The 24,195-nt window shown below is 71.0% G+C and carries 22 protein-coding genes; 11 read left to right on the top strand and 11 right to left on the bottom strand.

Annotated elements, in window-relative coordinates; translation table 11 throughout:
* Positions 1 to 5 precede the first annotated feature (5 nt).
* Genes rfbB through ASG80_RS10260 form a run of 3 tightly spaced genes read left to right on the top strand, consistent with a single transcriptional unit; the run spans position 6 to position 3,026 of the window.
* The gene (gene rfbB, locus ASG80_RS10270) at positions 6 to 1,001 is read left to right on the top strand and encodes a dTDP-glucose 4,6-dehydratase (protein ID WP_056730224.1); all 996 of its coding nucleotides are present in this window, start codon (positions 6 to 8) and stop codon (positions 999 to 1,001) included.
* 5 nt (positions 1,002 to 1,006) lie between these two features.
* Complete coding sequence (rfbD, locus tag ASG80_RS10265) at positions 1,007 to 1,855, top strand: dTDP-4-dehydrorhamnose reductase (RefSeq protein WP_056730223.1); 849 nt, start codon at positions 1,007 to 1,009, stop codon at positions 1,853 to 1,855.
* 19 nt (positions 1,856 to 1,874) lie between these two features.
* Positions 1,875 to 3,026, top strand: coding sequence for a glycosyltransferase family 1 protein (locus ASG80_RS10260; RefSeq protein ID WP_056730220.1), 1,152 nt, complete (start codon positions 1,875 to 1,877; stop codon positions 3,024 to 3,026).
* 37 nt (positions 3,027 to 3,063) lie between these two features.
* Here the strand turns inward: ASG80_RS10260 and ASG80_RS10255 are convergent, their stop codons facing one another.
* Together ASG80_RS10255 and purE are read right to left on the bottom strand one after the other, a co-directional pair.
* Positions 3,064 to 4,437, bottom strand: a complete 1,374-nt coding sequence (locus ASG80_RS10255) for an LCP family protein (RefSeq protein WP_056730218.1) — start codon at positions 4,435 to 4,437, stop codon at positions 3,064 to 3,066.
* Positions 4,434 to 4,901, bottom strand: a complete 468-nt coding sequence (purE, locus tag ASG80_RS10250) for a 5-(carboxyamino)imidazole ribonucleotide mutase (protein WP_056730916.1) — start codon at positions 4,899 to 4,901, stop codon at positions 4,434 to 4,436. The genes ASG80_RS10255 and purE overlap by 4 nt, the downstream gene beginning before the upstream one ends.
* 173 nt (positions 4,902 to 5,074) lie before the next feature.
* On the opposite strand from purE, the gene ASG80_RS10245 reads away from it, so the two are divergent.
* Complete coding sequence (locus tag ASG80_RS10245; protein ID WP_056730216.1) at positions 5,075 to 6,214, top strand: glycosyltransferase; 1,140 nt, start codon at positions 5,075 to 5,077, stop codon at positions 6,212 to 6,214.
* A 21-nt stretch (positions 6,215 to 6,235) separates the two neighbouring features.
* On the opposite strand, the gene ASG80_RS10240 is transcribed toward ASG80_RS10245, so the two are convergent.
* The 4 genes from ASG80_RS10240 to ASG80_RS10225 form a co-directional block, all read right to left on the bottom strand.
* Positions 6,236 to 7,384, bottom strand: coding sequence for a 5-(carboxyamino)imidazole ribonucleotide synthase (locus ASG80_RS10240; protein ID WP_255355593.1), 1,149 nt, complete (start codon positions 7,382 to 7,384; stop codon positions 6,236 to 6,238).
* Between the two features lie 198 nt (positions 7,385 to 7,582).
* Entirely contained in the window at positions 7,583 to 8,425 is an 843-nt protein-coding gene (locus tag ASG80_RS10235) for a DarT ssDNA thymidine ADP-ribosyltransferase family protein (protein WP_056730214.1), read from the bottom strand.
* Positions 8,426 to 8,522: 97 nt separating this feature from the next.
* Positions 8,523 to 9,083 carry a PH domain-containing protein gene (locus tag ASG80_RS10230; protein WP_056730213.1) on the bottom strand — a complete coding sequence of 187 codons (561 nt, stop codon included), beginning with the start codon at positions 9,081 to 9,083 and terminating at the stop codon, positions 8,523 to 8,525.
* Between the two features lie 7 nt (positions 9,084 to 9,090).
* Positions 9,091 to 9,936, bottom strand: coding sequence for a biotin--[acetyl-CoA-carboxylase] ligase (locus ASG80_RS10225; RefSeq protein ID WP_056730210.1), 846 nt, complete (start codon positions 9,934 to 9,936; stop codon positions 9,091 to 9,093).
* A gap of 110 nt (positions 9,937 to 10,046) precedes the next feature.
* Between ASG80_RS10225 and ASG80_RS10220 the strand changes: the two genes are divergently transcribed.
* Together ASG80_RS10220 and ASG80_RS10215 are read left to right on the top strand one after the other, a co-directional pair.
* A complete protein-coding gene (locus ASG80_RS10220) occupies positions 10,047 to 11,645 on the top strand; it encodes an acyl-CoA carboxylase subunit beta (RefSeq protein ID WP_056730912.1) in 1,599 nt (532 codons plus the stop codon).
* A gap of 8 nt (positions 11,646 to 11,653) precedes the next feature.
* Positions 11,654 to 11,911, top strand: a complete 258-nt coding sequence (locus ASG80_RS10215; RefSeq protein WP_056730208.1) for an acyl-CoA carboxylase epsilon subunit — start codon at positions 11,654 to 11,656, stop codon at positions 11,909 to 11,911.
* 354 nt (positions 11,912 to 12,265) lie between these two features.
* On the opposite strand, the gene ASG80_RS10210 is transcribed toward ASG80_RS10215, so the two are convergent.
* Genes ASG80_RS10210 through ASG80_RS10195 form a run of 4 tightly spaced genes read right to left on the bottom strand, consistent with a single transcriptional unit; the run spans position 12,266 to position 16,540 of the window.
* Positions 12,266 to 13,273 carry a hypothetical protein gene (locus tag ASG80_RS10210; RefSeq protein ID WP_056730206.1) on the bottom strand — a complete coding sequence of 336 codons (1,008 nt, stop codon included), beginning with the start codon at positions 13,271 to 13,273 and terminating at the stop codon, positions 12,266 to 12,268.
* Positions 13,270 to 14,508, bottom strand: a complete 1,239-nt coding sequence (locus ASG80_RS10205) for a sensor histidine kinase (protein ID WP_056730203.1) — start codon at positions 14,506 to 14,508, stop codon at positions 13,270 to 13,272. Before ASG80_RS10205 ends, ASG80_RS10210 begins: the two co-directional genes overlap by 4 nt.
* Positions 14,495 to 15,178, bottom strand: a complete 684-nt coding sequence (locus ASG80_RS10200) for a response regulator transcription factor (RefSeq protein ID WP_235508266.1) — start codon at positions 15,176 to 15,178, stop codon at positions 14,495 to 14,497. The genes ASG80_RS10205 and ASG80_RS10200 overlap by 14 nt, the downstream gene beginning before the upstream one ends.
* 21 nt (positions 15,179 to 15,199) lie before the next feature.
* Entirely contained in the window at positions 15,200 to 16,540 is a 1,341-nt protein-coding gene (locus tag ASG80_RS10195) for a class I SAM-dependent RNA methyltransferase (RefSeq protein WP_056730200.1), read from the bottom strand.
* A 47-nt stretch (positions 16,541 to 16,587) separates the two neighbouring features.
* On the opposite strand from ASG80_RS10195, the gene ASG80_RS10190 reads away from it, so the two are divergent.
* From ASG80_RS10190 to ASG80_RS10180, 3 genes are all read left to right on the top strand, one after another.
* A complete protein-coding gene (locus tag ASG80_RS10190) occupies positions 16,588 to 17,226 on the top strand; it encodes a nucleoside triphosphate pyrophosphatase (RefSeq protein ID WP_056730198.1) in 639 nt (212 codons plus the stop codon).
* 128 nt (positions 17,227 to 17,354) lie between these two features.
* Positions 17,355 to 19,130, top strand: coding sequence for a biotin carboxylase N-terminal domain-containing protein (locus tag ASG80_RS10185; protein WP_056730196.1), 1,776 nt, complete (start codon positions 17,355 to 17,357; stop codon positions 19,128 to 19,130).
* Positions 19,131 to 19,230: 100 nt separating this feature from the next.
* Positions 19,231 to 20,028, top strand: coding sequence for a bifunctional 2-polyprenyl-6-hydroxyphenol methylase/3-demethylubiquinol 3-O-methyltransferase UbiG (locus tag ASG80_RS10180; RefSeq protein WP_056730194.1), 798 nt, complete (start codon positions 19,231 to 19,233; stop codon positions 20,026 to 20,028).
* 95 nt (positions 20,029 to 20,123) lie between these two features.
* Here the strand turns inward: ASG80_RS10180 and ASG80_RS10175 are convergent, their stop codons facing one another.
* Positions 20,124 to 21,554: an NAD(P)H-quinone dehydrogenase gene (locus ASG80_RS10175; RefSeq protein ID WP_056730192.1), complete on the bottom strand. Its 1,431-nt coding sequence runs from the start codon at positions 21,552 to 21,554 to the stop codon at positions 20,124 to 20,126.
* An 83-nt stretch (positions 21,555 to 21,637) separates the two neighbouring features.
* Between ASG80_RS10175 and ASG80_RS10170 the strand changes: the two genes are divergently transcribed.
* The gene (locus ASG80_RS10170; protein WP_056730190.1) at positions 21,638 to 22,465 is read left to right on the top strand and encodes a purine-nucleoside phosphorylase; all 828 of its coding nucleotides are present in this window, start codon (positions 21,638 to 21,640) and stop codon (positions 22,463 to 22,465) included.
* A gap of 10 nt (positions 22,466 to 22,475) precedes the next feature.
* A complete protein-coding gene (locus ASG80_RS10165; protein ID WP_056730188.1) occupies positions 22,476 to 24,182 on the top strand; it encodes a phospho-sugar mutase in 1,707 nt (568 codons plus the stop codon).
* Positions 24,183 to 24,195 lie beyond the last annotated feature (13 nt).

Below are 24,195 nucleotides of genomic sequence, written 5' to 3'. Positions count from 1 at the left end.
CCAGCATGAAGATCCTCGTCACCGGCGGCGCCGGCTTCATCGGCTCCAACTTCGTCCACTACGTGATCGATCACACCCCGCACGAGGTGACCGTGCTCGACAAGCTGACGTACGCGGGCAACCTCGCCTCTCTCGAGGGGCTGCCCGCCCACCGCTTCCGCTTCGTCAAGGGCGACATCCAGGATGCGGCACTCGTCGACGAACTCTTCGGCGCGCACGACGCCGCGGTGCACTACGCGGCCGAGAGCCACAACGACAACTCGCTCGAGAATCCGCGGCCGTTCCTCGACACGAACATCATCGGCACCTACACGCTGCTCGAGGCGGCACGCAAGCACGATATGCGCTTCCACCACATCTCCACCGACGAGGTCTACGGCGACCTCGAACTCGACGACCCGGCGAAGTTCACCGAAACGACCGCCTACAACCCGTCGAGCCCGTACTCGTCCACGAAGGCCAGCAGCGATCTCCTCGTCCGCGCGTGGGTGCGCTCGTTCGGCGTCAAGGCCACCATCTCGAACTGCTCGAACAATTACGGCCCTTACCAGCACGTCGAGAAGTTCATCCCGCGGCAGATCACGAACGTGCTCCGCGGCGAGCGCCCGAAGCTGTACGGAACCGGTGAGAACGTGCGCGACTGGATCCACGCGAACGACCACTCCTCGGCGGTCCTCACGATCCTCGACAAGGGCGCGATCGGCGAGACGTACCTCATCGGCGCGGATGGCGAGCGCAACAACAGGGACGTCGTCGAACTGATCCTCACGCAGCTGGGCCAGCCGTCCGACGCGTACGACCATGTCGTCGACCGGCTCGGCCACGACCTCCGCTACGCGATCGACTCCACCCGGCTGCGCACCGAGCTCGGCTGGAAGCCGACGTTCTCCGACTTCGAGGCCGGCCTCGCCGACACAATCGCTTGGTACCGAGACAACGAGGCATGGTGGGCGCCGCAGAAGGACCTCACCGAGGCTCGGTACGCGGCGCAGGGGCAGTGACCGGGATGCGCGTACTGATCACCGGCGCCTCTGGAATGCTGGGGCGCGACTTGCTGCTCGCTCTCCGCGATCGCGACGTCACGGCACTGAGCCGCGTCGACCTCGACATCACACATCTCGATTCCGTGCGCGACGCCCTCGCCGGGCACGATGTCGTCGTCAACGCGGCGGCCTACACGAGCGTCGATGACGCGGAGACCCACGAGGACGCCGCGTACGCGGTGAATGCGAACGGCCCCGAGAACCTGGCGACCGCGGCGAACGAGCACGGCGCGCGCCTCATCCAGATCTCGACGGACTACGTCTTCGACGGCGAGGCGCGCGAGCCCTACGCAGAGGATGCCCGCTGCGCGCCCCGCTCCGCCTACGGACGCACCAAGGCAGCAGGCGAGCGGCTCTCCCGCGCTGCCCACCCGTCGGGCACGAGCATCGTGCGCACCGCCTGGCTCTACGGAGCGCACGGGTCGAACTTCGCTCGCACGATGCTGCGGCTCGCCGGCGAGCGCGAGAAGTGGGCAGTCATTGACGACCAGATCGGGCAGCCCACCTGGTCTCATGACCTGGCTCATCGCATCGTCGAGATGATCGACAAGGATGTCCCGGCCGGCGTCTACCACGGAACCAACTCCGGTTCGACGAGCTGGTATGGCTTCGCGCGGGAGATCCTCAGGGACGCGGGCCTGGACCCTGACCGCGTCACCCGCACCGACAGCGGTTCGTTCGTTCGCCCTGCTCCGCGGCCTTCGTTCTCTGTCCTCGGCCACGACGGATGGTCGAAAGTCGGGCTTGCTCCGATGCGGCCGTGGGACGTTGCGCTGGCGGATGCCGTGACCTCTGGCGCGTTGACCGCATGACCGGAGATCCGCGGCTGCCATGACTACCCTGGAGCTAATCCTCGACCAGCTCATCGCTCGGGTGCCCGGCGGCATCGGTCGCTACACCCGTGAGCTCGCCCGACACCTCGTCACGACGGCGCCGCCGGAGGGCGAGGTCGAGGGAATCGTCTCAGCGATCTCGGGTGACCGAGTGCGCGAGATCGAGGCACGCGTGCCGGGTCTCGCGCGAATCCGGAGGCTTCCCCTCGAGCGGCGCCTTCTCGCCAGGGCTTGGGAACTCGGACTTCCCCCTGAGCCCGGCGGCCACGGCAGCGTTCACGGGACCAGCCTGCTCGCACCGCTGCGCGAGCGCAGGACGGCGAGCGGCCGGCGACGTGTCGTCGTCGCGACGATCCACGACGTGGTGCCCTGGTCTCACCCCGAGACGTTGACTCCGCGCGGCGTCGGCTGGCACCGCGCCATGGCGGAGCGCGCGCAGCGATTCGCCGACGCCGTCGTGGTGCCGAGCCACGCCGTCGCAGCCGGGCTAGCAGAGATCCTCGACTTCGGCGATCGCATCCGCGTTGTCCCGGGAGCGGCGAGCAACGACCTGGTTCTGCCCGTTGACCACGACGCACGTGCCGCCGCCCTCCGGCTCCCCGAGCGTTTCGTCCTCGCCGTCGGCACGCTCGAGCCGCGCAAGGGCCTCCGGCACCTCATCGAGGCGTTCGCACGGCCCGAGGCCCCCGACGTGCCGCTGCTGATCGCCGGCCCGAGCGGGTGGGGCGGCATCGACGTCGCCGCGATGGCGGCCGCCGAGGGCGTGCCGACGGGACGGGTGCGCGCGCTCGGCCACGTCTCGGAAGAGGACCTCGCCGTGCTCTACGATCGCGCGACGGCGTTCGTGATGCCGAGCCTCGCCGAGGGGTTCGGGCTTCCCGTGGTGGAGGCCTTCGTCCACGGCACGCCCGTGGTCCATTCCGACGCGCCGGCGCTCGACGAGGTCGCTGGCGGTGCAGGGCTGCGTGTGACGCTCGCCGGTCCTGACGGCTATGCCACGCGGCTCGCTCAGGCTGTAGGGCAGGTCGTCGACGATCCGGCCCTCGCAGCGCGACTGGCGAGTCTCGGGCGCGACCGGGCGACGGCCTTCGACTGGAGCAAGTCCGCATCTCGCGTCTGGGCCCTCCACCGCGAGCTCGGCGCCTCCTGACGTCGGTGGCGCGCTTGCTTCCGGCGGGCCCGGGAGGCTAGCCCGCGTCGGGCTCCTCCGTGGGGGGTGTGATGGCGGACGACACGAGCTGCCTGACGTAGTCGTAGTCGGGCTCCTCGGGATCCACCTCCGGTGGGACGAGGGCGACTTGGCCGACCGGAAGCTCCTTCGTCTTCGAGGCGAGATCCACGAAGTAGCCCAGCATGCTCTGCGGGATGTCGGTCTTCACGACTTGCGCACCGGCGGTTGCGACGGCCTGGAACTTCGACAGCACGTTCGCCGGGTTGAACTGCTGGAGGATCGCCTCCTGGAGCTGCGCCTGCCGCTGCATTCGGTCGTAGTCGCTGGTCCCGTACCGGGATCGCGCGTACCACAGGGCGTGGTACCCGTCGAGAACCTGGGTCCCTGGCTCGATCCACTCCGTGATCTCGACATCGTTCCCAGCTTCGTCGTGGCCGGCGCCCATCGGGACTCGCTCCTCCACGGTCATGGTGACGCCTCCGAGGGCGTCGATCAGGTCGGAGAAGCCCTGCATGTCGATGAGTGCGTAGTACTGGATCTGCAGGCCGGTGACGCCCTCCGCCGCGTCGCGCATGCCCTCGATGCCGGGCTCACTTCCCTGCGACACAGCCTCGGGGTACATGTCGGGGCTCATCAACTCGACCTCGGTGTAGATCGAGTTCAGCATGCAGACGTCGACCTCGCACCCGTCGATCGCGCCGTACCCCTCTGGATAGGTGGCGGCGAGCGGCGAGCCGTCGTCGAACGGGACGTCGGCCAGGTTCCGTGGCAGGCCGATCATGACCGCCTGACCCGTCGACGCGTCGATGCTGACGACGTTGATGCTGTCGGGGCGAAGGCCGTCGCGGTCGGGGCCCGCGTCGCCGCCCAGCAGCAGGATGTTGTACCGGCCGTCGATCGGCGGCTCGCTCGGCCCCGCGATGAACACCGAGGAGAGGAACCCGCTCGCGGTCGTCGCGAGGTAGGCCCCGTAGGCCGCCGTGCCGGAGACCGCGACCATGAGCAGCACGGAGAGCGCGGCGACCCAGGCACGGGCTGACGGGGTGGTCTTGACGAGCCGCACGAGCCGGAGTGTGTCGAGCGTGAGGATCGCCCAGAGCACCGCGTAGAACGCGAGCACCGCCGCCACGATCCAGAGGGTGATGGTCGTCGAGAAGACGGTGTAGAGCACCGCGGGCCAGAGGAACCACACCACGACGGCGACGATCGCGAGGAACCAGAGCGTCAGCGTTGCGCCGAGCCCGAACCGGCCCAGCTTGCGGTCGCCCGCGAGCACCTGCGTCGAGCCCGGGATGAGCACGTTGAGCACGACGAGCCACCAGGCACGGCGGGTCATGACCGTGCGCGAGGCGAGGTCGGGGAATCTGATCGGGCTGGCGGCGAGGCTCATCGGATGGACTTGAGCCGTTCGTTCTTCTCCTCGACCAGGTCGGCGAGGGCGGTGGCGTAGTCGGCGAGCGCGGTCGACAGTGCGGCATCCGACGTCGCGAGGATCTTCACGGCGAGAAGGCCGGCATTCTTCCCGCCGCCGATCGACACGGTCGCGACGGGCACGCCCGCGGGCATCTGCACGATGGACAGCAGGGAGTCGAGCCCGTCGAGTCGCGACAGGGGCACGGGCACGCCCACCACGGGGAGCGTCGTGACCGAGGCGAGCATGCCGGGCAGGTGGGCCGCTCCCCCGGCGCCCGCGATGATGACCTTGAGGCCGCGTGCGGCGGCCCCCTTGCCGTAGGCGATCATCTTCTCGGGCGTGCGGTGCGCGGAGACGACCTCCACCTCGTGCGCGACGCCGAACTCGTCGAGTAGCGCTGATGCCTCGCGCATCACGTTCCAATCGGAGTCGGAGCCCATGACGACGCCGACGAGCGGGTTGAGCTGTTCGGTCACCCGATCGATAGTAGACGGCCGCACTGGCAGTTCACCGAAGGCTCGCAGGACGGCGGATGCCGCGATTCCACAGACCGCGCCGGACGCTCGACGACGGAGGATAGATTGAGGGGGCGAAACAGGAGGCCAACTCGGACATGACCACACGACTTCGCGTTGTCGTCGACCAACTCACGGCCCCGGTTCCCGGCGCGGTCGGGCGCTACACGCTCGACCTGACCCGAGCGCTGATCGAGACGGCCCCGAAGAACTGCGAGGTCGCCGGCATCGTGTCATCGTCACCGCCAACCGACTACGAGTTCATCGGGGCGGCGCTTCCGGGACTCGCCGACCTGTATCGCACCTCACTCGCCCGACGGGAGCTAGCGGCGGCCTGGCAGGTCGGACTCACGACCTCTCCGGGTGGCGGCATCATCCACTCACCGAGCCTGTTCGCGCCGCTTCGCAAGCACGATCGCGAGGCCGGAAACCAGGTCGTCGTCACCGTGCACGACACCCTGGCGATCACGCATCCCGAGTCGCTCTCGGCCGCCGAGTCGGCGTGGCAGCGAGCAATGCTGAAGCGAGCCCGGAAGTACGCTGACGCGGTGGTCGTGTCAACACACGCGCTCGCGACCAGACTCGCCGCCCAGTTCGACTTCGGCGACCGGATCCGGGTCATCAGCCCAGCCGCCCGGTCCGGCCTCATGATTCCACACGACGCTTCGCAACGGCTTACGTCACTCGGCCTGCCCAGCTCCTATCTCGTCACGACCGGCTCGCTCGAGCCGCATCGCGGCGTGGGCGAGGTGCTCGCCGCGCTCGGGCGGCCCGGAATGCCGGAGCTGCCCCTCATCGTGCTCGGTCCACGGGAATGGGGCGAGCAGCATCTGGCCACGGTAGCCGAGGAGTCCGGGGTACGGCGGGGATTCGTGAAGTCGTTCGACTCGCTCCCGGATGCCGACCTGGCGGTCGTGCTCGCCGGAGCCGCGGCGTTCATCGCCCCGGCTCACGAGGAAGGGGACCCGGCGACGCTCATCGAGGCGTTCGTCCTCGGGACTCCGGTGGTCCACTCCGATGTGGCCGAGTACACGGAGACCGCGGCGGGAGCAGGAGTGGCGGTTCCCGTCGGGATCGCCGGTGAAGCGTACGTCAACCGCCTCGCGGCCGCGATCTCCACGGTCGCGACCGACGACGCGCTGGCCGAGCGACTCTCCATCGCGGGCAACGACCGCGCTCGGGCGTTCGGCTGGAGGGATTCGGCCGAGCGCGTGTGGCAACTGCACGCGGACCTCTGACAGCGCACCATGTCGGCCGCCTCATCGCCCTCGGCCGGCTCGGTCCTGTAAGACGGCCGCGGCCGAGCGTGCCTCGTACACGACGTCGTCGAGGTCGGGGCCGATGGCCGTGACGTGGCCGACCTTGCGGCCGGGCCGCGGCGCCTTGCCGTAGTTGTGCAGTTTCACGGTCGGATGTCCCTCGAGGGCCTCCGCATAGCGCTCTTCGAGGGTGCCCTCCTCGGGTCCGCCGAGGATGTTCACCATCACCGCCCACTCCTCGTGGCATCCGGTGCCGCCGAGCGGCAGGTCCAGCACGGCGCGCAGGTGCTGCTCGAACTGGCCGGTCGTCGAGCCGTCCATGGACCAATGGCCGCTGTTGTGCGGGCGCATCGCGAGCTCGTTCACGAGGATGCGGTCGTCGGTGGTCTCGAACAACTCGACGGCGAGGACGCCGGTGACGCCGAGTCCCTCGGCGATCGTGATCGCGACGTCGGCCGAGGCATCCGAAAGCCGCCCGGCCGACCGCGGCGCCGGCGCGATGACCTCGCTGCACACGCCGCCCACCTGCACGGTCTCGACGACGGGCCACGCCGCCACCTCGCCCGACGGGCGGCGCGCCACGACCTGGGCGAGCTCCCGCCGGAACTCGACGAGCTCCTCCACGAGGAGCGCTCCGCCGCGACCGTCCTCTGCGATGGTCGCGAACCACTCGGCAACCTCCGCGGCGGAGCGCACCATGCGCACGCCCTTGCCGTCGTAGCCGCCGCGGGGGGTCTTCACGACCGCCGCACCGCCGTGGTCGGCGATGAAGTCGTCGAGTTCGCCAACCGACTGCACGCCCGCCCAGTCGGGCACGGGAAGGCCGAGCTCGGAGAGGCGACGGCGCATGAGGAGCTTGTCCTGCGCGACCTTCAGCGCGTCGGGTCCCGGGTGCACGCGCACGCCCGCGTCGACGAGGGCGTGCAGCACGTCCTGCGGCACGTGCTCGTGGTCGAACGTCAGCACGTCGACCTCTCGGGCGAAGGCCAGCACGGTCCCGACGTCGGTGTAGTCGCCGACACGGTCGGCCGCGAGCGCGGCCGACATGCCCTCGGCCTCGGCGAGCACCCTCAATTCGACGCCGAGCTCGATCGCCGCCGGAATCATCATCCGGGCGAGCTGCCCGCCGCCGATCACTCCGACCCGCACCCGTGCACTCCATTCGCCGTCGGCCGCAAGGGCGCCGGTCCGGGCGCCCCGTTCAGTCTAGGCCGACCCCGACGCCATAGGAGGTGGAGGTGTCCACCCGAGTCGGCAGCGCCCTCGCTGCCTCTGGCACGGCTTGCTCGCGTACCTCGGTGATGCCGCCCCTGAGACCACCGCGGGCGTCGCGCCCGGGCGGATCTGCTACTCCGCCTCCTCCGCAGCCGTCGGCTGGAACCAGGGCGGGTAGACCGCCACGCGGGTCCTGAGGCCCACGGCGTCGAGGGCCACCCGTACTCGGTCGCGCACACGGTCGTTGCCGACGGCGATGAGGAGCACGCGCTCCAGCGGCAGGTTCTCGTGCACGAGGAACTCCGCGGAGCGCAGGCGGGCGCCCTCGTCCTCGCGGTGCAGCCGCTGCAGCATCCGGAGCACCTCGGGCCAGGCGGAGGCCGCAGCGACACCGCCGGCCGCGGCATCCGCGTCAGTGACCACGACCGTGCCGTCGGTGTCGGTGCGCGCGCCGACCGCGCTCGCCACCGAGCTCACGAGGATCACGTGGTCGGCGGGCGCCCGTTCGATGGCCTCGGGTGCGAGTCGCGGGTCGGGGGTGCCGGTGCGTACCGAGTTCCAGACGTGGGCGTCGGTGGAGAGCAGGAACGGCACGTAGTCCGCGACGACCGCGTCGGCGCCGTCGACGGTCGTCGAGCGACGGAAGGCACGCGCATCGGGCGCCGACACGTCGACGACGGGGGCGGCCCCCGCGCCGTCGGCGAGGAGTGCGCCCTCGCCGAGGATCGACGCGAGGTTCTCGACGTGGGTCACGTGGTAGATGCGCACCGTCTTGGGGTCGACGGGGGTGTCGACGAGGGAGGCTCCGGCCCGGGCGCTGCCCGCGACTCGGGCGGCGGGACGCGGCTGCCGGCTTCCGCTCGGGCCCTTCGTGCGCGAGGCGGCGGCGATGGCAGGCTTCGGCTCGGGCTCCTTGGGCGGGAAGCAGATGGCGCAGAGGCCGTCGTCGAAACCGTGGATGCATTCGTCGGCCAAGTGGAACCCTTCATCGCGCGGCTCGCGCTCGGGGGGCGCGCGAGACCACCCTCTCTACGTTACGTCCTCCGGGCGGATGCCGCACCGCCGATGCGGTTCAGCGCCCACCCCACACCACGGTGTCGCCGTCGGCCATCGACTGCTCGGCCCGCCGCCGCTCGGCGATGATGGAGTGCGAGTGCTCCATGAGCTCCTCGAGCGCCGACTGCAGCTGGAATGGGCCGGGCACATCGCGGATGACGACCGGATGGTCGTGGCCGGTGTTCACGCGCACGTCGCCGGAGCCGAACGCGCTCTGCACCCACGTGCGCCGGATCGTCACGTCGTAGCCGCGGCTGTGCAGGAGCTCCTGTCGAACGCGCGCGAACACGCCGCTGCGGAGGATGATGCGGCGCGTGGTGACGGTGACGCGCCGCGTGAGCCAGGCGAGGAGGGGCAGGACGCAGCCGAAGACGATCACGAGCACCGCGACCCCGCCCACGGCGATGCGCTGCCACGGTTCCGGCAGTGCCGCGAGGGCGTACGTGGCCACGCCCGCCGTGGCGATGAGGAGCACGGCGGGCAGGATGAGCATCCGCGCGTGGCGCCGCACGCGGGCGACGACCCGCTCCACGGATGCTGCTGGCTGGGCGGCAGCCTGGCTCGCAGCTGGGCTCATATGCCCATTAATACCTCAGGTGCGTGACGTCGCCCGCGGCGACAGACTGCGCCTCTCCATTCCGGTCGCGCACGACGAGGCGGCCGTCGCGGTCGAGACGCTCGGCCACGCCGAGGATCTCGCGTCCTCCGGGCAGTTCGACGCGCACTTCGGCGCCAACGGTGCTGCAGAGTGCCGTGACGCGGTCGGCGATGCCGCTCGCGGCGGCATCCGCGCCGTGCTCGGCGAAGGCGCGGAACAGGTGGAGGAAGGTGTGCAGGTAGTCGGCGAGCACCGCGTCGGCGTCGGGCTGCACGCCGGTGACGAGCAGGAGCGACGTCGAGGAGATGGCGGGCAGGTCGTGCTCGTCGAGGGTGAGGTTGAGCCCGGCGCCGACGACCACTGCGCCGGTGTCGGGAAGGAGCTCCGACAGGATGCCGCAGACCTTGTAGCCCGAGACGAGCACGTCGTTCGGCCACTTGAGCTCGACCTCCACACCGCCGGTGCCGTCATCCTCCGGCTCGTCGGGGGCGACGGATGCCGCTGCGTCGACCGCCCGGCGCACCGCCTCCGTCATGGCCGCACCGGCGATGAGCGGGATCCAGCCGTAGCCGTCGGCCGGGAACGGCGCGCCGCCGGGCAGTCCGGGGCGCAGGAGCACGGAGATCGCGAGCGTCTTGCCCGTCGGCGCCATCCACGTGCGCCCCATCCGACCGCGTCCACGGGTCTGGTCGTCCGTGACGATGACCGAGCCGTGCGGCCAGCCCGCGGCATCCGGCCCGTTCGCGGCGTCGCGCAACTCGTCGTTCGTCGACCCGGCCGTCGCGAGGAATTCGAGGCGCGGCACCGCCGCGCGGCTGAGCGGAAGATCCATGCCGACAGTCTCCCAGTTCCGCGCGTCACGGGAATGCACGACGTCCAAGGACGGATTTGTAGGAAACCATCAACGAAGTCGGCCCGATACTCGCCGGTAGAGTGAACGGCGTGACCGAAGCGACTGACGGCCCAGACCTCTCCACGACCGCCGGCAAGCTCGCCGACCTCAAGCACCGCTATCACGAAGCCGTGACCGCGTCGGGCGAGGCGGCCATCGAGAAGCAGCACGCCAAGGGCAAGATGACCGCGCGCGAGCGCATCGCGGAGCTCCTGGACCCCGGCTCGTTCGTCGAGCTCGACGAGTTCGTGCGGCACCGCACCCACGCGTTCGGCATGGACGCGAAGCGCCCCTACGGCGATGCGGTCGTCACCGGCACGGGCACCATCCACGGCCGCCAGGTCGCCGTGTACTCGCAGGACTTCACGATCTTCGGCGGATCGCTCGGCGAGGTCGCCGGCGAGAAGATCATCAAGGTCATGGAGCTCGCCCTGAAGATCGGCGCGCCCATGATCGGCATCCTCGACTCGGGCGGGGCGCGCATCCAGGAAGGCGTCGTGGCGCTCGGCAAGTACGGCGAGATCTTCCGGCGGAACACCGCGGCATCCGGCGTCATCCCGCAGATCTCGATCGTCTGCGGTCCAGCGGCCGGCGGTGCGGTCTACTCCCCCGCCCTCACCGACTTCGTGATCATGGTCGACAAGACCAGCCAGATGTTCGTGACCGGCCCCGACGTGATCAAGACGGTCACCGGCGAGGACGTCGGCATGGAGGAGCTCGGCGGCGCGCTCACCCACAACACCATCTCGGGCGTCGCGCACTACCTCGCGAGCGACGAGTCCGACGCACTCGACTACGCTCGCACGCTCGTCTCGTTCCTGCCCGACAACAACATGACGGATGCCCCGGTGTACGACGCCGAGGTCGAGCTCGAGATCACCGACGAGGACCGCCGGCTCAACACGATCATCCCCGACTCGCCGAACCAGCCGTACGACATGCACTCGGTCATCGAGGGGATCGTCGACCACGGCGACTTCCTCGAGGTGCAGCCGCTGTTCGCCCCGAACATCGTGGTGGGCTTCGCCCGCATCGAGGGCCGCTCGGTCGGCATCATCGCGAACCAGCCGAGCCAGATGGCGGGCACGCTGAACATCGCGGCGGGCGAGAAGGCGTCGCGGTTCGTGCGCTTCTGTGATGCGTTCTCGATCCCGATCCTCACCCTCGTCGACGTGCCCGGCTACCTGCCGGGCACGGACCAGGAGTGGACGGGCGTCATCCGCCGCGGGGCGAAGCTCCTGTACGCCTACGCCGAGGCGACCGTGCCGCTCGTCACCGTGATCACCCGCAAGGCCTACGGCGGGGCGTACATCGTGATGGGCTCCAAGCAGCTCGGCGCCGACATCAACCTCGCCTGGCCAACGGCCGAGATCGCCGTGATGGGCGGGCAGGGCGCGGTGAACATCCTGTACCGCGGCGAGATCAAGCGCGCCGAGGAGGCGGGCGAGGACGTCGCAGCGGTGCGCACGAAGCTCGCGAACGAGTACACCTACAACGTGGCCTCCCCGTTCCTCGCCGCCGAACGCGGCGAGCTCGACGGCGTCATCGAACCCGCGGCCACCCGCGTCGCGGTCGTGAAGGCACTGCGGGCCCTTCGCACGAAGCGAGCGAGTCTGCCGCCGAAGAAGCACGGGAACATCCCGCTCTAGGGGGCGCCATGATCGACGACATCACCGCAGGAGCGCCCACCGCCGATGAGGCCGACGCCCGCGCCGACGCCATCCGCTTCGTCACGCGCGACGTCAGCGACGAGGAGGCCGCGGCGGTCACCGCGGTGCTGCTCGCAGCACTCGAGGAGGGCACGGCCGCGGCTCCCGTCGCCGAGCCCGCCCGCGCCCCGTGGGTGCAGAGCGCCGGCGCGCTGCGCACTCCGTTCCCCGTCGGACCCGGAAACTGGGTGCGATCCGCTCGCTGAGACCTGAGCGTCCCCCGTTCCCTGCGCAGCTCGTCCATGCCTGCCGGTGGGATCCGCGAAGTTGCGGCGCTGACGGGGGCACGGACGTTCGCCCGTGTCCCCCGGACGCCCATGTGTCCTCCGAAATGATGACTTTTCGATCGGCACGGGGTGCGTCAATATGGATATCGCAGGCTCCTGTTGGGAGTCGCCACCGTCACTGGTCGGGTAACCGGTGACCGTTGGGGGCGAGTCAGGGCGATATTCGGGTTGTCGCCGTGGCTCGGGCTTGATGGGGGGTCGATCGGGGATCGGCCCCCCACCTTCATGTCCGTTCCCGCCGGGTGCCTCCGCCTCCGGCGTGTTCGCCGGGCGTCAGGTCCGTGGGATCTCCAGCCAGAACTCGACCTCGAGGTCATCCGTGTCCTCGGCGGAGACCGTTCCCTCGGGCTCCCGGAGTCCCACGACCGTGACGGCCACCGGCGAACCCTCTGCGGCCGTCCGTGCGATGATGCGGTCGGCGCTCGACCGCGCGACGGCCTCGGCGAGGCGCGAGAGAACGCGGTCGCGTGACGGCTCGTCGAGGTCGTCGATGCCGCCCTCGTCGAGGAGCGTGACGATCGTGCCGCGCTCGCGGGCGCGCTGCACCTCGGTGCGCACCGCGTCGGTGAGCAGCATCCGGCCCCGGATCTCGTCGCGGATCGCGGCCTCGAGCATGCGGCACTCCCGCCGCTGCGCCTCGGTGAGGTCGCCGCCGCGGTCGGCGATGCGCCGGAGCATCGGTGCCGCGATGCGGTTGGTCTGGGCGAGCCGCATGCGCCCCTCGAAGAGGTGCGCATCCTGCGCGGCCTGCCAAGCGGCCGCCTCGCGCTCGGCCTGTGCGTAGCGCCGGGTCTCGCGGGCGGCGGTGGTGAGCGCGCTGGTCAGCATGTGCGCGATCGCGACCCACACGATGCTGCCGATGACGCCGAGGGCGCCGAGCGAGAGCGGGTCCGCCCAGATGACGCTCTGCACGGCGAGCGCGATCACGCCGAGCCATGCGGCGGCGAGCTGGCGCCTGGCCGCTGCGATGGTCATGAGGGTGCCCACCGCCGCGACGTACCAGGTCGCGTACCCGTTCTGGGCGTCCGGGTCCAGCTGGCTCGTGACGAGCAGCGGCAGCACGATGCTGACGGCGAGGTCGAACGCGGCCAGCCAGTCGGGCATGCGCATGTGCTTGACGGGCCACAGGCTCGCGACCGTCGCCACGGAGTAGAGCACGAGGGCGACCACCGTCGGCCACGGCGAGCGGGGCACGTCGAGCGAGTAGATGCCGAGGATCACGTGGTACAGCGAGAACAGCGCCCCCAGCACGAGCAGGAGCCAGCGAGGGACGGCGATCATGCGTCGCCTCCGTCGGCTCCGACCGGCCAGGCCACCGTGACGGACGTGCCTTGCCCGGGTCGCGATGAGATCTCGGCGCTGCCTCCGGCGTTCTCCATCCGCTCCTCGATGGACACCCGGAGGCCGAGTCGCTCGCCCGGCACGTGTTCGCGTTCGAAGCCGACGCCGTTGTCGGCGACCTCGATGACGCAGCCGCCGGCGCGGACCCCGCGGATGCGGAGCTCCCGGCGCGTGCCGCGACCGGGCTCGTCCGCGTGCTGCATGCTGTTGACCATCGCCTGCACCGAGGCCGAGTAGAGCGCCTCGACCGCCTCGACGGGCAGCTCGACTCCGCCCGCGTTCACGACGCGCACGGTGAACGGCGCGGAGAAGGTCGTGAGCGCGGCCCGCAGCCTGCGCACGAGCACGGGCAAGCCCACCCGTTCGAGCGCGCGGGGCCCGGCCGCTCCGGCCTCGTCGAGCCGCTTCACCGCGTCGCGCGCCATGCGCGCGGCCAGCGCCTGTTCCTCGGGCGACTTGGCGGCCGCCGCCGAGAGCAGCGTCGTCAGCACGCTGTCGTGCACGAGCGCGTCCACCTTCACGCGCTCGTTCTCGGTGGCGTGCTGGCGGGCGGCGAGGTCGTAGCGCTGCAGCGCCGCCTCCTGGGCGCCGTCGACCGCCTCCGCCGCCTGCCGGAGCATGGTCACGATGATGAGCACGACGACGCCGAGGATGACGGCGTACATGGCGTCCAGCACGGCGAGGAGCGGCACGGCCCCGCCGCCGGCCGGGAGGAGCCGGATGACGCCGTACACTGCCGGCACGACGATCGTGTAGGCGGTGGCGAGCGGAGCGGCGAGGGCGACCACCGCCGCGGTCGTCGCCACCGTGCAGAGGTAGTAGAGCCATGGGGCCTGCCCCTCGAGCGCGGCGGGGTCGACCACGAGGAACGGCCAGGCCACGAGCGCCAGCGCGTAGATCACGGCGAACGCGAGGGCCGCCCCGCGCACGGCGACCTTCGCGATGGTGGCGACCGCGGTCGTCACCATCGCGCCGTAGAGCACGGCCATGAGCGCGGCACCCGCCCCCTCGATGAGCGCTGAGGACTGTGCGAGCGCGAGGGGCAGCGTCTGCGCGCCGAACACGAGTCCGAAGAGCCCGAGCGCGCGGCCCGAGACCGTCTCGACCTGGGCACGCGTGACCGCGGCCCGACGGCGCGTCGCGAGTCGCGCGACCCGCCACTCAGCGGCGGGCATCCCCGCCCTCGCCGTCGAGGCCCGGCAGGATGCCGTCCTCGACCGCGCGCCGCAGGAGGTCGACCTTGGTGGGCGCGGGACGTCCGACCTCGACGTACTTCGCCCGGATCCGGTCGAGGTACTCGCGCGCGGTGGAGTGCGCGATGCCGAGCTGCAGGGCGACGAGCTTCAGCGGCAGCCCCGACGCATAGAGGTGCAGCACGTCGCGTTCGCGTCGGCCGAGCTGCGCCTTCGCGAAGTCGCGGTCGGCCTCGATCGCGCTCGCCCACTCGACGTTGTTGAGCACCTCGCCCTTGGCCACGGTCGCGATCGCGCCGATCACGGCCGACATCGGGGAGGCCTTCGGAATGACACCGGCGGCCCCGGCGGCCAGCGCCTCGCGGACCGCCGCCACCCGGTCGGCGATGCTGTGCACGAGCACCGCGCTGCCGGTCTCGAGCACCGCGCGCACGTTCTCGGTGACCGATGAGCCGTCGCCGAGCGAGAGGTCGAGCACGACCACGTCGCACGACCGCCCGCCGAGTGCATCCAGCAACTGGGGCACGTTCGACGTCTCCGCCATCACCTCGTAGCCTGCGTCGCGGCATGCGGCGCGGAGGCCCAGCCGCACGGCCTCATGGTCGTCGACGATCGCGACGGTGGCAGCGACCTGCGTCCGTGCATCCGACACGTGCGCCCCCTTTCCCGACAGTCACACGATAGCGGTCAGTCTCGCCACGGCCTCGACATGGTGCGTGTTCGGGAAGAGGTCGAACGCGCCGATCGCGGCGAGCGCGTACCCCCGCTCACGCAGGAGGCCGACGTCGCGCGCGAGCGCGACGGGGTCGCATGCGACGTACACGAGCTGGCGCGGCCGGAGCTCGGCGAGCCGGTCCACCACCGCCCTTCCGGCTCCCGACCGCGGCGGGTCGAGCACGACCGTGGCATCGCGCAGGCGTGCCAGCTCACCGGCCGTGGCCGTGGCCGCGAGGTCGTCGAGGAACCGGTCGACACGTGCCGTCACGGCCAGTGCGCCGACCCAGTCGGCGAGGTTCGCCCCGGCGTGCTCCGTCGCCCGCACGTCGGCCTCGACCGTCGTGATGCGCACCGTCTCGCCGAAGCGGCCGCCGACGGCCGCGGCCAGGAGGCCGACGCCGCCGTACAGGTCGAGGTTGGCCGCCCGGGGGTCGAACAGCTCGTCGTACACGAACTCCTGCACGGCGCGGGTGAGGGTGGCTGCGGCGCCGCGATGCACCTGCCAGAACCCGTCACGGTCGAGGCGGAATGTCCGGTCGCCGACACGTTCGTCGATGGTCGCGCGCGGGCCTTGCGACATCGACTCGCGATCGATCACCACCACCGCCGGGTCGCCGACGCTCGGGGCGATGAGATCGACCGCGCGCGCTCCGGGGAACCTGCTCGTGAGCGGGGCGAGGTCGGCGAGCGCGGGCACCGCCAACGGCACGGATGCCACGGGGACGACCGTGTGGCTGCGCGCGGCGTACGGCCCCACCACGCCGTCGTCGTCGACCTGGAGCCGCACGCGGGTGCGCCATCCGGTGCCGGCGGGAGTGACCCCGGGGGCCAGCTCGGGGTCGACCCCGCGCACTTCGACGTCGACGTCGACGCCGCCCATGCGCTCGAACGCATCACGCAGGACCTCGCCCTTCAGCGCACGTTGCCGACCCATCCTGATGTGACCGAACTCGGCTCCGCCGGCGCGGTGCGCGGGCGAACGGCTGACGGATGCCTCGGCCCACACGTGCTCCTGCCGGTCGGGCGACGCACTCAGCACTTCGAGCGTCTCGGCTCGCCAGAAGCGGTCGTGACGACGGTCGGTGACGCGGGCCGCGACGCGTTCGCCCGGGATCGCGTCGGAGACGAAGACGACACGACCCTCGTGATGCGCGACGAAGACGCCGCCGTGCGCGACACGCTCGACGTCGAGCTCGACGACGGGTCCGTCGACGTCGGGCGCCGCGGGCGCTTGGGGCGCCGGGCGCCGCGGCCCGTGCCGTGCACTCGGGCGGCGGGGTCGACGGGATTCGGCCATGGTTCGAGCATTCCACAGCGACGGGTGCGCAGCGGCAGGATGGAGGCATGCGCCTGTACCTCGCCTCCACGTCGCCTGCCCGGCTCCAGACCCTGCGATCCGCCGGCGTCGAGCCGATCTCGATCGCACCCGACGTCGACGAGGAGGCCGTGGTCACGGCGGCGGAAGCGGCATCCGGCCCCCTCGAGGCGCGCGACATGGTGCAGCTGCTCGCGCGGGCGAAGGCCGAGGCGATCGTCGGCCGTCGCCATGGGGGCGAGCCGATCGACGGGCTCATCCTGGGGGGTGACTCCGCCTTCCTCACGGGCGGGACGATCCATGGCAAGCCGCATCGACCCGAGGTGGCGAAGCAGCGCTGGCTCGCGCAGAACGGCGGCCACGGCGACCTCTGGTCGGGGCACTGGGTCATCGACCATCGCGGTGGCCGCGTCCACGGCGCGGTCGGGCGGGCGGATGTCGCGACCGTGCGCTTCGCGGCCCTCGACGAGCGCGAGATCGACGCCTACGTCGCCACGGGCGAGCCGCTGCTCGTCGCAGGGGCGTTCACGATCGACAGCCTCGGCGGCCCGTTCATCCGGCGCGTCGAGGGCGACCCGTCGACGGTGGTGGGCCTGTCCCTCTCGACCCTCCGCGACCTCGTGCGCGAGCTCGGGGTCGACTGGCCGTCGCTCTGGAATCGACGCTGAGACGACGCACGAGCGGGCAGGGCGGCATCCGCTTGCCTCGACAATTGTCGACGCCCGCAAGGGTCATCGACCTTTTTTGTGGAAGCGACCCAAAGGCGAGGGTGGGCGGCCCAATAGGCTTGAGCATTATGCCGCGAATCACCAAGGTCCTCATCGCCAACCGTGGAGAGATCGCCGTCCGCGTCATCCGCGCCGCCCGCGACGCCGGCATCGGCTCCGTGGCCGTCTACGCCGACCAGGATCGCGACGCGCGGCACGCGAAGCTCGCCGACGAGGCATACGCGCTCGACGGCACCACGAGCGCCGAGACCTACCTGGTGATCGACAAGCTCCTCTCGGTCGCGCGCCGCTCGGGCGCCGACGCCGTGCACCCCGGCTACGGCTTCCTCGCCGAGAACGCCGACTTCGCCCGCGCCGTCATCGACGCCGGCCTCACCTGGATCGGCCCCTCCCCCGAGGCCATCGAGCGCCTCGGCGACAAGGTCTCCGCACGCCATGTTGCCGAGAAGGTGGGCGCCCCACTCGCTCCCGGCACGCTCAACCCCGTGGCGGATGCCGCGGAGGTGCTCGAGTTCGTCGACGAGCACGGCCTCCCCGTGGCCATCAAGGCCGCCTTCGGCGGCGGCGGCCGCGGCCTCAAGGTGGCCCGCACCCGCGAGGAGGTGCCCGAGCTCTTCGACTCGGCCACCCGCGAGGCGGTCGCCGCGTTCGGCCGCGGCGAGTGCTTCGTCGAGAAGTACCTCGACAAGCCGCGCCACGTCGAGACCCAGTGCCTCGCCGACCATCACGGCAACGTCGTCGTCGTGTCGACCCGCGACTGCTCGCTGCAGCGCCGCCACCAGAAGCTCGTCGAGGAGGCGCCCGCGCCGTTCCTCACAAAGGAGCAGAACCAGGCCCTCTACGAGGCGTCGAAGGCCATCCTCAAGGAGGTCGGCTACGTCGGCGCCGGCACCTGCGAGTTCCTCGTCGGCCAGGACGGCACGGTGTCGTTCCTCGAGGTGAACACCCGCCTGCAGGTCGAGCACCCCGTCTCCGAGGAGGTCACGGGCATCGACCTCGTGCGCGAGCAGTTCCGGCTCGCCGAGGGCGGCGCGCTCGACTACCCCGACCCCGTGGCGACCGGGCACTCCATCGAGTTCCGCATCAACGGCGAGGACCCGGGCCGCAACTTCCTCCCGTCGCCCGGCCCTGTCCACGTGATGCGCTTCCCGGGCGGCCCCGGCGTGCGGGTGGACTCCGGCGTGACCACCGGCGACGAGATCTCCGGTGCGTTCGACTCGCTGCTCGCGAAGCTCATCGTCACCGGCTCCTCGCGCAAGGATGCCCTCGAGCGTGCACGCCGCGCCCTCGACGAGTTCGAGGTCGCCGGGTTGCCCACCGTGCTGCCGTTCCACCGCGACATCGTGCGCAACTCCGCGTTCGCGCCCGACGGCGACGAGCCCTTCTCGGTGTTCACGCGGTGGATCGAGACCGAGTACGACAACGCGATCGAGCCCTGGTCGGGCGAGCTCGGCGAGAGCACGGGTCCGGCCGCGCGCACCGATGTCGTCGTCGAGGTCGCGGGTCGCCGCATCGAGGTGAGCCTGCCGAAGCGGCTCGTGGGTGCGGCATCCGGCACCGGGACGGCCACGGCAGGTCCCGCCCCGCGTCGCCGCGCCGCCTCGCACGCGGTCGCCACCGCCACCGGCGACGCCGTGAAGGCACCGATGCAGGCGACGGTCGTGAAGGTCGCGGTCGCCGAAGGCGACAAGGTTGTGAAGGGCGACCTCGTGCTCGTGCTCGAGGCGATGAAGATGGAACAGCCCATCGTCGCCCACAAGGACGGCGTCATCGGCCTCGTCAACGCCGAGGCGGGTTCGACCGTGTCGAGCGGCCACCTGCTCCTCGCGATCAACGACGCCTGATGTGAAATCCCGCGTGGACGTGTCGGTCGTCTCGGCCACATTCGACCTCAGGCGCTCGCGTCGACTTGCCGCGCGTCCGCAGACGAATTAGTGTCGCTGAATGGCGGGCGAGCGCGAAGAGCAACCGGCATACTCAGAGATCCAAGCCGCGACGCTCGACGAACAGTCGCGGCGCCGGAAGGCTGCAAAGATTCTGGCGGTGATCCGGCACGCCCTCGGGCGGGATGACCTGTCGGGTCTGAAGGCACTCGACGTCGGGTGCTCCGCTGGGTTCATCGCCGACGAACTGGCACTGGCCGGGGCCGACACCGTCGGCGTCGACATCGATGAGCCCGGCCTTGCGAAGGCCCGAGAGCGGTTCGGCGATCACGTCGAGTTCCGTCTCGCCGATGGTCAGGACATGCCCATCGATACTGAGCGCATGGATGTGATCGTGCTGAACCACGTCTACGAGCACGTGGTGGATCCCGAGTCGCTCGTCGCCGAGGTACGCCGCGTCCTGAAGCCCGGCGGCGTGCTCTACCTCGGGCTCGGCAACCGCCTCGGGATCATGGAGCCGCATTATCGCCTGCCATTCCTCTCGTGGCTGCCGCAGAGCGCTGCGGATCGCTACATGCGTGCAACCGGCAAGGGCACCGAGTATTACGAGACCTTCCGGACCAGACCCGGTCTACGGAAGTTGTTCGCTGGCTTCGACGTCTGGGACTACACCCTGCCCGTCCTCGCGGACGCGAAGTCGTTCGCCGGCGAAGACGTCGTGCCCGACTGGGTCCGTCGAGTCCCCGAACCGGTGCTCGCTGCTGCCCTGCCGCTGGTCCCGACCTACATCTGGGTTGCCTACAAGCAGCCGGCCCGACCTCTCGGCTCGACACTCCGCGTCCCGCCGCGGCACCTCTGACGCAAGAACGCGAACGACCGAACATTGGATCGCGGCCGCCCGAGCAATCACCTCGCTACTGCCGAAACACACGAATGGCGATCGCGGCGACCCCGTCAGCGCACGACGTGCATCGCCCGCGCGGCATCCGTCAGCGAGCCGGTGAGCGAGGGGTAGATCGGGAACGCCTCGGCGAACTGGTCGACGGTGAGCCGGTGCTCCACGGCGAGCGCGAGCGGCAGGATGAGCTCCGACGCCTTCGGCGCCACGATGACACCGCCGATGATTGCGCCCGAACCGCTCGACGCGAAGAGCTTCACGAACCCGTCGCGGATCCCCATCATCTTCGCCCGCGGGTTCGACGCGAGCGGCAACTTGTAGATGACGCCCGGCACGACGCCCTCCTCGATGTCCTTCTGCGTCCAGCCGACCGTCGCGATCTCTGGCTGGGTGAAGATGTTCGAGGTGATGTTGCGTTCCTCGGGCGGGTCGACGATGTCGCCCATGGCGTGGAACACCGCCGTGCGCCCCTGCATCGACGCCACCGACGCGAGCGGCAGGAAGGTGGTGCAGTCGCCCGCCGCGTAGATGTTCGGCATCGACGTGCGGGCAACGCGGTTCACGCGGATGTGGCCGCTCTCCGTGAGCTGCACGCCCGCCTCCTCGAGCCCGATCCCGGCCGTGTTCGGCACGGAGCCGACGGCCATCAGGCAGTGGCTGCCGCGCACCTCGCGGCCGTCCGTGAGCGTCGCGACCACCGAGTCGCCGTCGCGCACCACGGATGCCGCACGCGACTTGTTCAGCACCTTCATGCCGTTGCGCGTGAACACCTTCTCGATCACGGATGCCGCATCGGCGTCTTCACCCGGAAGCACCTGGTCGCGGCTCGAGATGAGCGTGACCTTCGCGCCGAGCGCTCGGTAGGCCGACGCGAACTCCGCGCCGGTGACGCCGGACCCGACGACGACGAGGTGCTCGGGGATCTCGGGCAGGTCGTACAGCTGGGTCCACGTGAGGATGCGCTCGCCGTCGGGCACGGCGGTGGGCAGCACCCGCGGCGTGGCGCCGACCGAGATCACGAGCGTGTCGGCCTCGATGCGGTCGAAGTCGGTGCCGCCTTTCGCGGTCGCGACGATGATGGCGTTCGAGCCGTCGAGCCGACCCTCGCCCTGCACGAGGTTCACGCCTGCGTCGATGAGGTTCGAGCGCATGTCCTCGGACTGCTGCGCGGCGAGGCCGAGGAGCCGCTTGTTGACCGCCGCGAGGTTGATCGCCACGCTCGGCTTGACCGCCTTGTCGGCCGAGCCCTTCGCGTAGAACTGCACGCCGAGGTCGGCGGCCTCCTTCACCGCGTTCGACGCCTCGGCGGTCGCGATCAGCGACTTCGAGGGCACGACGTCGGTGAGCACGGCCGATCCGCCGACGCCCGCGCGCTCGACGAGCGTGACCTCCGCGCCGAGCCTGGCCCCCGCGAGCGCGGCTTCGTAGCCACCAGGACCTCCTCCGAGGACGGCGATCCGTTGCGTGCGCTCGAACTCGTAGGCCATGCTCACATTCTGTCGTAGCGCAGGAACGGCCACCAATCGAGCGCCGCCCGCCGAGGCATCCGCGGCGTCATTAGAGTGGTGGGATGCACGCTTCCAACCCGCTCGACGACCCGAACGCAGATCCCTTCGCCATCGCCGCCGACGCGGCCGCCAGGATCGCGGAGCTCACCGGCGTGGAGCGCCACGACATCGCCCTCACGCTCGGCAGCGGCTGGGGGCGCGCCGCCGATCTCATCGGCGAGACCACGCACACGATCGCGGCCGCCGAGGTGCCCGGATTCTCGAAGCCCGCGCTCGAGGGCCATGAGGGCACGCTCCGCTCGGTCGCACTGCCGAGCGGCAAGCGTGCCCTCGTGATCGGCGCGCGCACCCACTTCTACGAGGGCCACGGCGTGCGACGGGTCGTGCACTCGGTGCGCACGGCCGCAGCCGCCGGCGCGTCGACGATGATCCTCACGAACGGGGCCGGGGGCATCAAGGAGCACTGGACGCCCGGCACCCCCGTGCTCATCAGCGACCACATCAACCTGACCGCCGCCTCGCCGCTCGAGGGCGCGACGTTCGTCGACCTGACCGACCTGTACTCCCGCCGGCTCCGCGACCTCGCGCGCTCGATCGATCCGTCGCTGGACGAGGGCGTCTACTGCCAGTTCCGGGGGCCGCACTACGAGACGCCCGCTGAGGTGCAGATGGCGAAGGCCATCGGCGGCCACATCGTCGGCATGTCGACGGCGCTCGAGGCGATCGCGGCCCGGGAGGCGGGCATGGAGATCCTCGGCATGTCGCTCATCACCAACCTCGCCGCCGGCATCCAGCGGACGCCGCTCAGCCACGAGGAGGTCATCGAGGCCGGCCGCGCCGCCGAGGCCGTGATCTCGGGCCTGCTCGCGAAGATCGTGGCCGAGCTCTAGGAGGCTCCGGATGTCGCAGACGAACGTCGCCGCTGCCGAGCGGCTCGCCCTCGCCGATGCCTGGATCGCGCAGGACCCCGACCCCGAGACCCGCGCCGAGCTCGCCGCGCTCGTGGACGGGGCCCGAGCCGGGGATGCCGCGGCATCCGCCGAGCTCGCGGACCGCTTCGACACGCGCCTCGCGTTCGGCACGGCGGGCCTTCGCGGCGAGATCGCCGCCGGTCCGAACCGCATGAACCGCGTACTCGTGGCGCAGGCCGCGGCGGGGCTCGCCGCGTACCTGCTGGAGCGGGCTCGACCGGGCGAGACGCCGTCGGTCGTGATCGGGTACGACGGCCGTAGGAACTCGGCCGTCTTCGCCCGTGACTCCGCGGAGATCATGGCGGGCGCCGGCGTACGCGCCGTGCTGCTGCCGCGGTTGCTGCCGACACCGGTACTGGCGTTCGCCGTGCGCCACCTCGACACCTCGGCCGGCGTCATGGTGACCGCCTCGCACAATCCGCCGAACGACAACGGCTACAAGGTGTACCTCGGCGGCGACGACCACGGGTCGCAGATCGTGGCTCCGGCCGATGCCGAGATCGCGGCCGCGATCCTCCGCGTCGCCGCGTCGACCACGGTGCCCGAGCTGCCGCGTGGCGGGTTCGAGACCGCGCCCGAGGCCGTCGTCGACGAGTACGTGCGGCAGACCGCGCTCGTGGCCGCAACACCCGCCGCCCAGCCCCGCGTCGCCTACACCGCGATGCACGGCGTCGGCTGGGAGACGACCGCGCGCGTGCTCGCCGCGGCGGGATTCGCCGCGCCCGCACTCGTCTCGGCTCAGATCTCGCCCGACCCCGCATTCCCCACTGTCGCGTTCCCCAACCCCGAAGAGCCCGGCGCGATGGACCTGAGCTTCGAGAAGGCCCGGGAGGTCGACGCGGAACTCGTGATCGCGAACGATCCCGACGCCGACCGCCTCGCGATCGCGATCCCGGATGCCGCGGCCGACGGCGGCTACCGCCGCCTCACGGGCAACGAAGCGGGCCTCCTCCTTGGCTGGCAGTCGGCGCGTCGCGTCGCCCGCGCATCCGGCGACTCCGCACCCGCCGGCACGCTCGCGTGCTCGATCGTCTCATCCCCCGGGCTCGAGGCGGTGGCGCACGCGTACGACCTCGACTTCGAGGCCACGCTCACGGGCTTCAAGTGGATCTCCCGCGCCACGGGGCTCGTCTTCGGCTTCGAGGAGGCGCTCGGCTACCTCGTGAACCCCGAGACCGTGCGAGACAAGGACGGCATCTCCGCCGCTGTCGCGTTCCTGTCGCTCGCCGCCGAGCTGAAGGCCGCTGGCAGGACGGTCGCCGACCACCTCGACGAGTTCGTGGAACGATTCGGATGCTTCGCGTCGACCCAGATCTCCCTCCGCGTCACCGACCTGTCCCGGATCGGCGAGATCATGGCGCGTCTGCGCGCCGAGCCGCCGGCCTCCGTCGGCGGCATCCGGGTCGAGCGGGTCGAGGACCTCGCCGACGGGTTCGGAGCGCTGCCACCGTCGGACGTGCTGCGCATCGTGCTCGAGGGCGGTGGCCGCGTGATGGTGCGGCCGAGTGGCACGGAGCCGAAGCTCAAGGTCTACATCGACGCGGTCGGTGCGGTGGGCACGGTTGCGGAGCGCCGGGCCGCGGCGACCGCAGCCGTCGCCGCGCTCGAGTCGGGCATGCGCGAGCTCACGGCCTGAGCGACCGGATCCG

This window comes from Agromyces sp. Soil535 (assembly GCF_001428255.1).
In the GTDB taxonomy this organism is placed as follows: domain Bacteria; phylum Actinomycetota; class Actinomycetes; order Actinomycetales; family Microbacteriaceae; genus Agromyces.
This window is presented reverse-complemented; position numbering and strand designations above follow the sequence as displayed.

Excerpts from the sequence above, each read along its gene's own strand:
- rfbB (WP_056730224.1), top strand. The coding sequence starts at position 6 with ATGAAGATCCTCGTCACCGGCGGCGCCGGCTTCATCGGCTCCAACTTC.
- rfbD (WP_056730223.1), top strand. The coding sequence starts at position 1,007 with ATGCGCGTACTGATCACCGGCGCCTCTGGAATGCTGGGGCGCGACTTG.
- ASG80_RS10260 (WP_056730220.1), top strand. The coding sequence starts at position 1,875 with ATGACTACCCTGGAGCTAATCCTCGACCAGCTCATCGCTCGGGTGCCC.
- ASG80_RS10255 (WP_056730218.1), bottom strand. The coding sequence starts at position 4,437 with ATGAGCCTCGCCGCCAGCCCGATCAGATTCCCCGACCTCGCCTCGCGC.
- purE (WP_056730916.1), bottom strand. The coding sequence starts at position 4,901 with ATGGGCTCCGACTCCGATTGGAACGTGATGCGCGAGGCATCAGCGCTA.
- ASG80_RS10245 (WP_056730216.1), top strand. The coding sequence starts at position 5,075 with ATGACCACACGACTTCGCGTTGTCGTCGACCAACTCACGGCCCCGGTT.
- ASG80_RS10230 (WP_056730213.1), bottom strand. The coding sequence starts at position 9,083 with ATGAGCCCAGCTGCGAGCCAGGCTGCCGCCCAGCCAGCAGCATCCGTG.
- ASG80_RS10225 (WP_056730210.1), bottom strand. The coding sequence starts at position 9,936 with ATGGATCTTCCGCTCAGCCGCGCGGCGGTGCCGCGCCTCGAATTCCTC.
- ASG80_RS10215 (WP_056730208.1), top strand. The coding sequence starts at position 11,654 with ATGATCGACGACATCACCGCAGGAGCGCCCACCGCCGATGAGGCCGAC.
- ASG80_RS10210 (WP_056730206.1), bottom strand. The coding sequence starts at position 13,273 with ATGATCGCCGTCCCTCGCTGGCTCCTGCTCGTGCTGGGGGCGCTGTTC.
- ASG80_RS10205 (WP_056730203.1), bottom strand. The coding sequence starts at position 14,508 with ATGCCCGCCGCTGAGTGGCGGGTCGCGCGACTCGCGACGCGCCGTCGG.
- ASG80_RS10195 (WP_056730200.1), bottom strand. The coding sequence starts at position 16,540 with ATGGCCGAATCCCGTCGACCCCGCCGCCCGAGTGCACGGCACGGGCCG.
- ASG80_RS10190 (WP_056730198.1), top strand. The coding sequence starts at position 16,588 with ATGCGCCTGTACCTCGCCTCCACGTCGCCTGCCCGGCTCCAGACCCTG.
- ASG80_RS10185 (WP_056730196.1), top strand. The coding sequence starts at position 17,355 with ATGCCGCGAATCACCAAGGTCCTCATCGCCAACCGTGGAGAGATCGCC.
- ASG80_RS10180 (WP_056730194.1), top strand. The coding sequence starts at position 19,231 with ATGGCGGGCGAGCGCGAAGAGCAACCGGCATACTCAGAGATCCAAGCC.
- ASG80_RS10175 (WP_056730192.1), bottom strand. The coding sequence starts at position 21,554 with ATGGCCTACGAGTTCGAGCGCACGCAACGGATCGCCGTCCTCGGAGGA.
- ASG80_RS10170 (WP_056730190.1), top strand. The coding sequence starts at position 21,638 with ATGCACGCTTCCAACCCGCTCGACGACCCGAACGCAGATCCCTTCGCC.
- ASG80_RS10165 (WP_056730188.1), top strand. The coding sequence starts at position 22,476 with ATGTCGCAGACGAACGTCGCCGCTGCCGAGCGGCTCGCCCTCGCCGAT.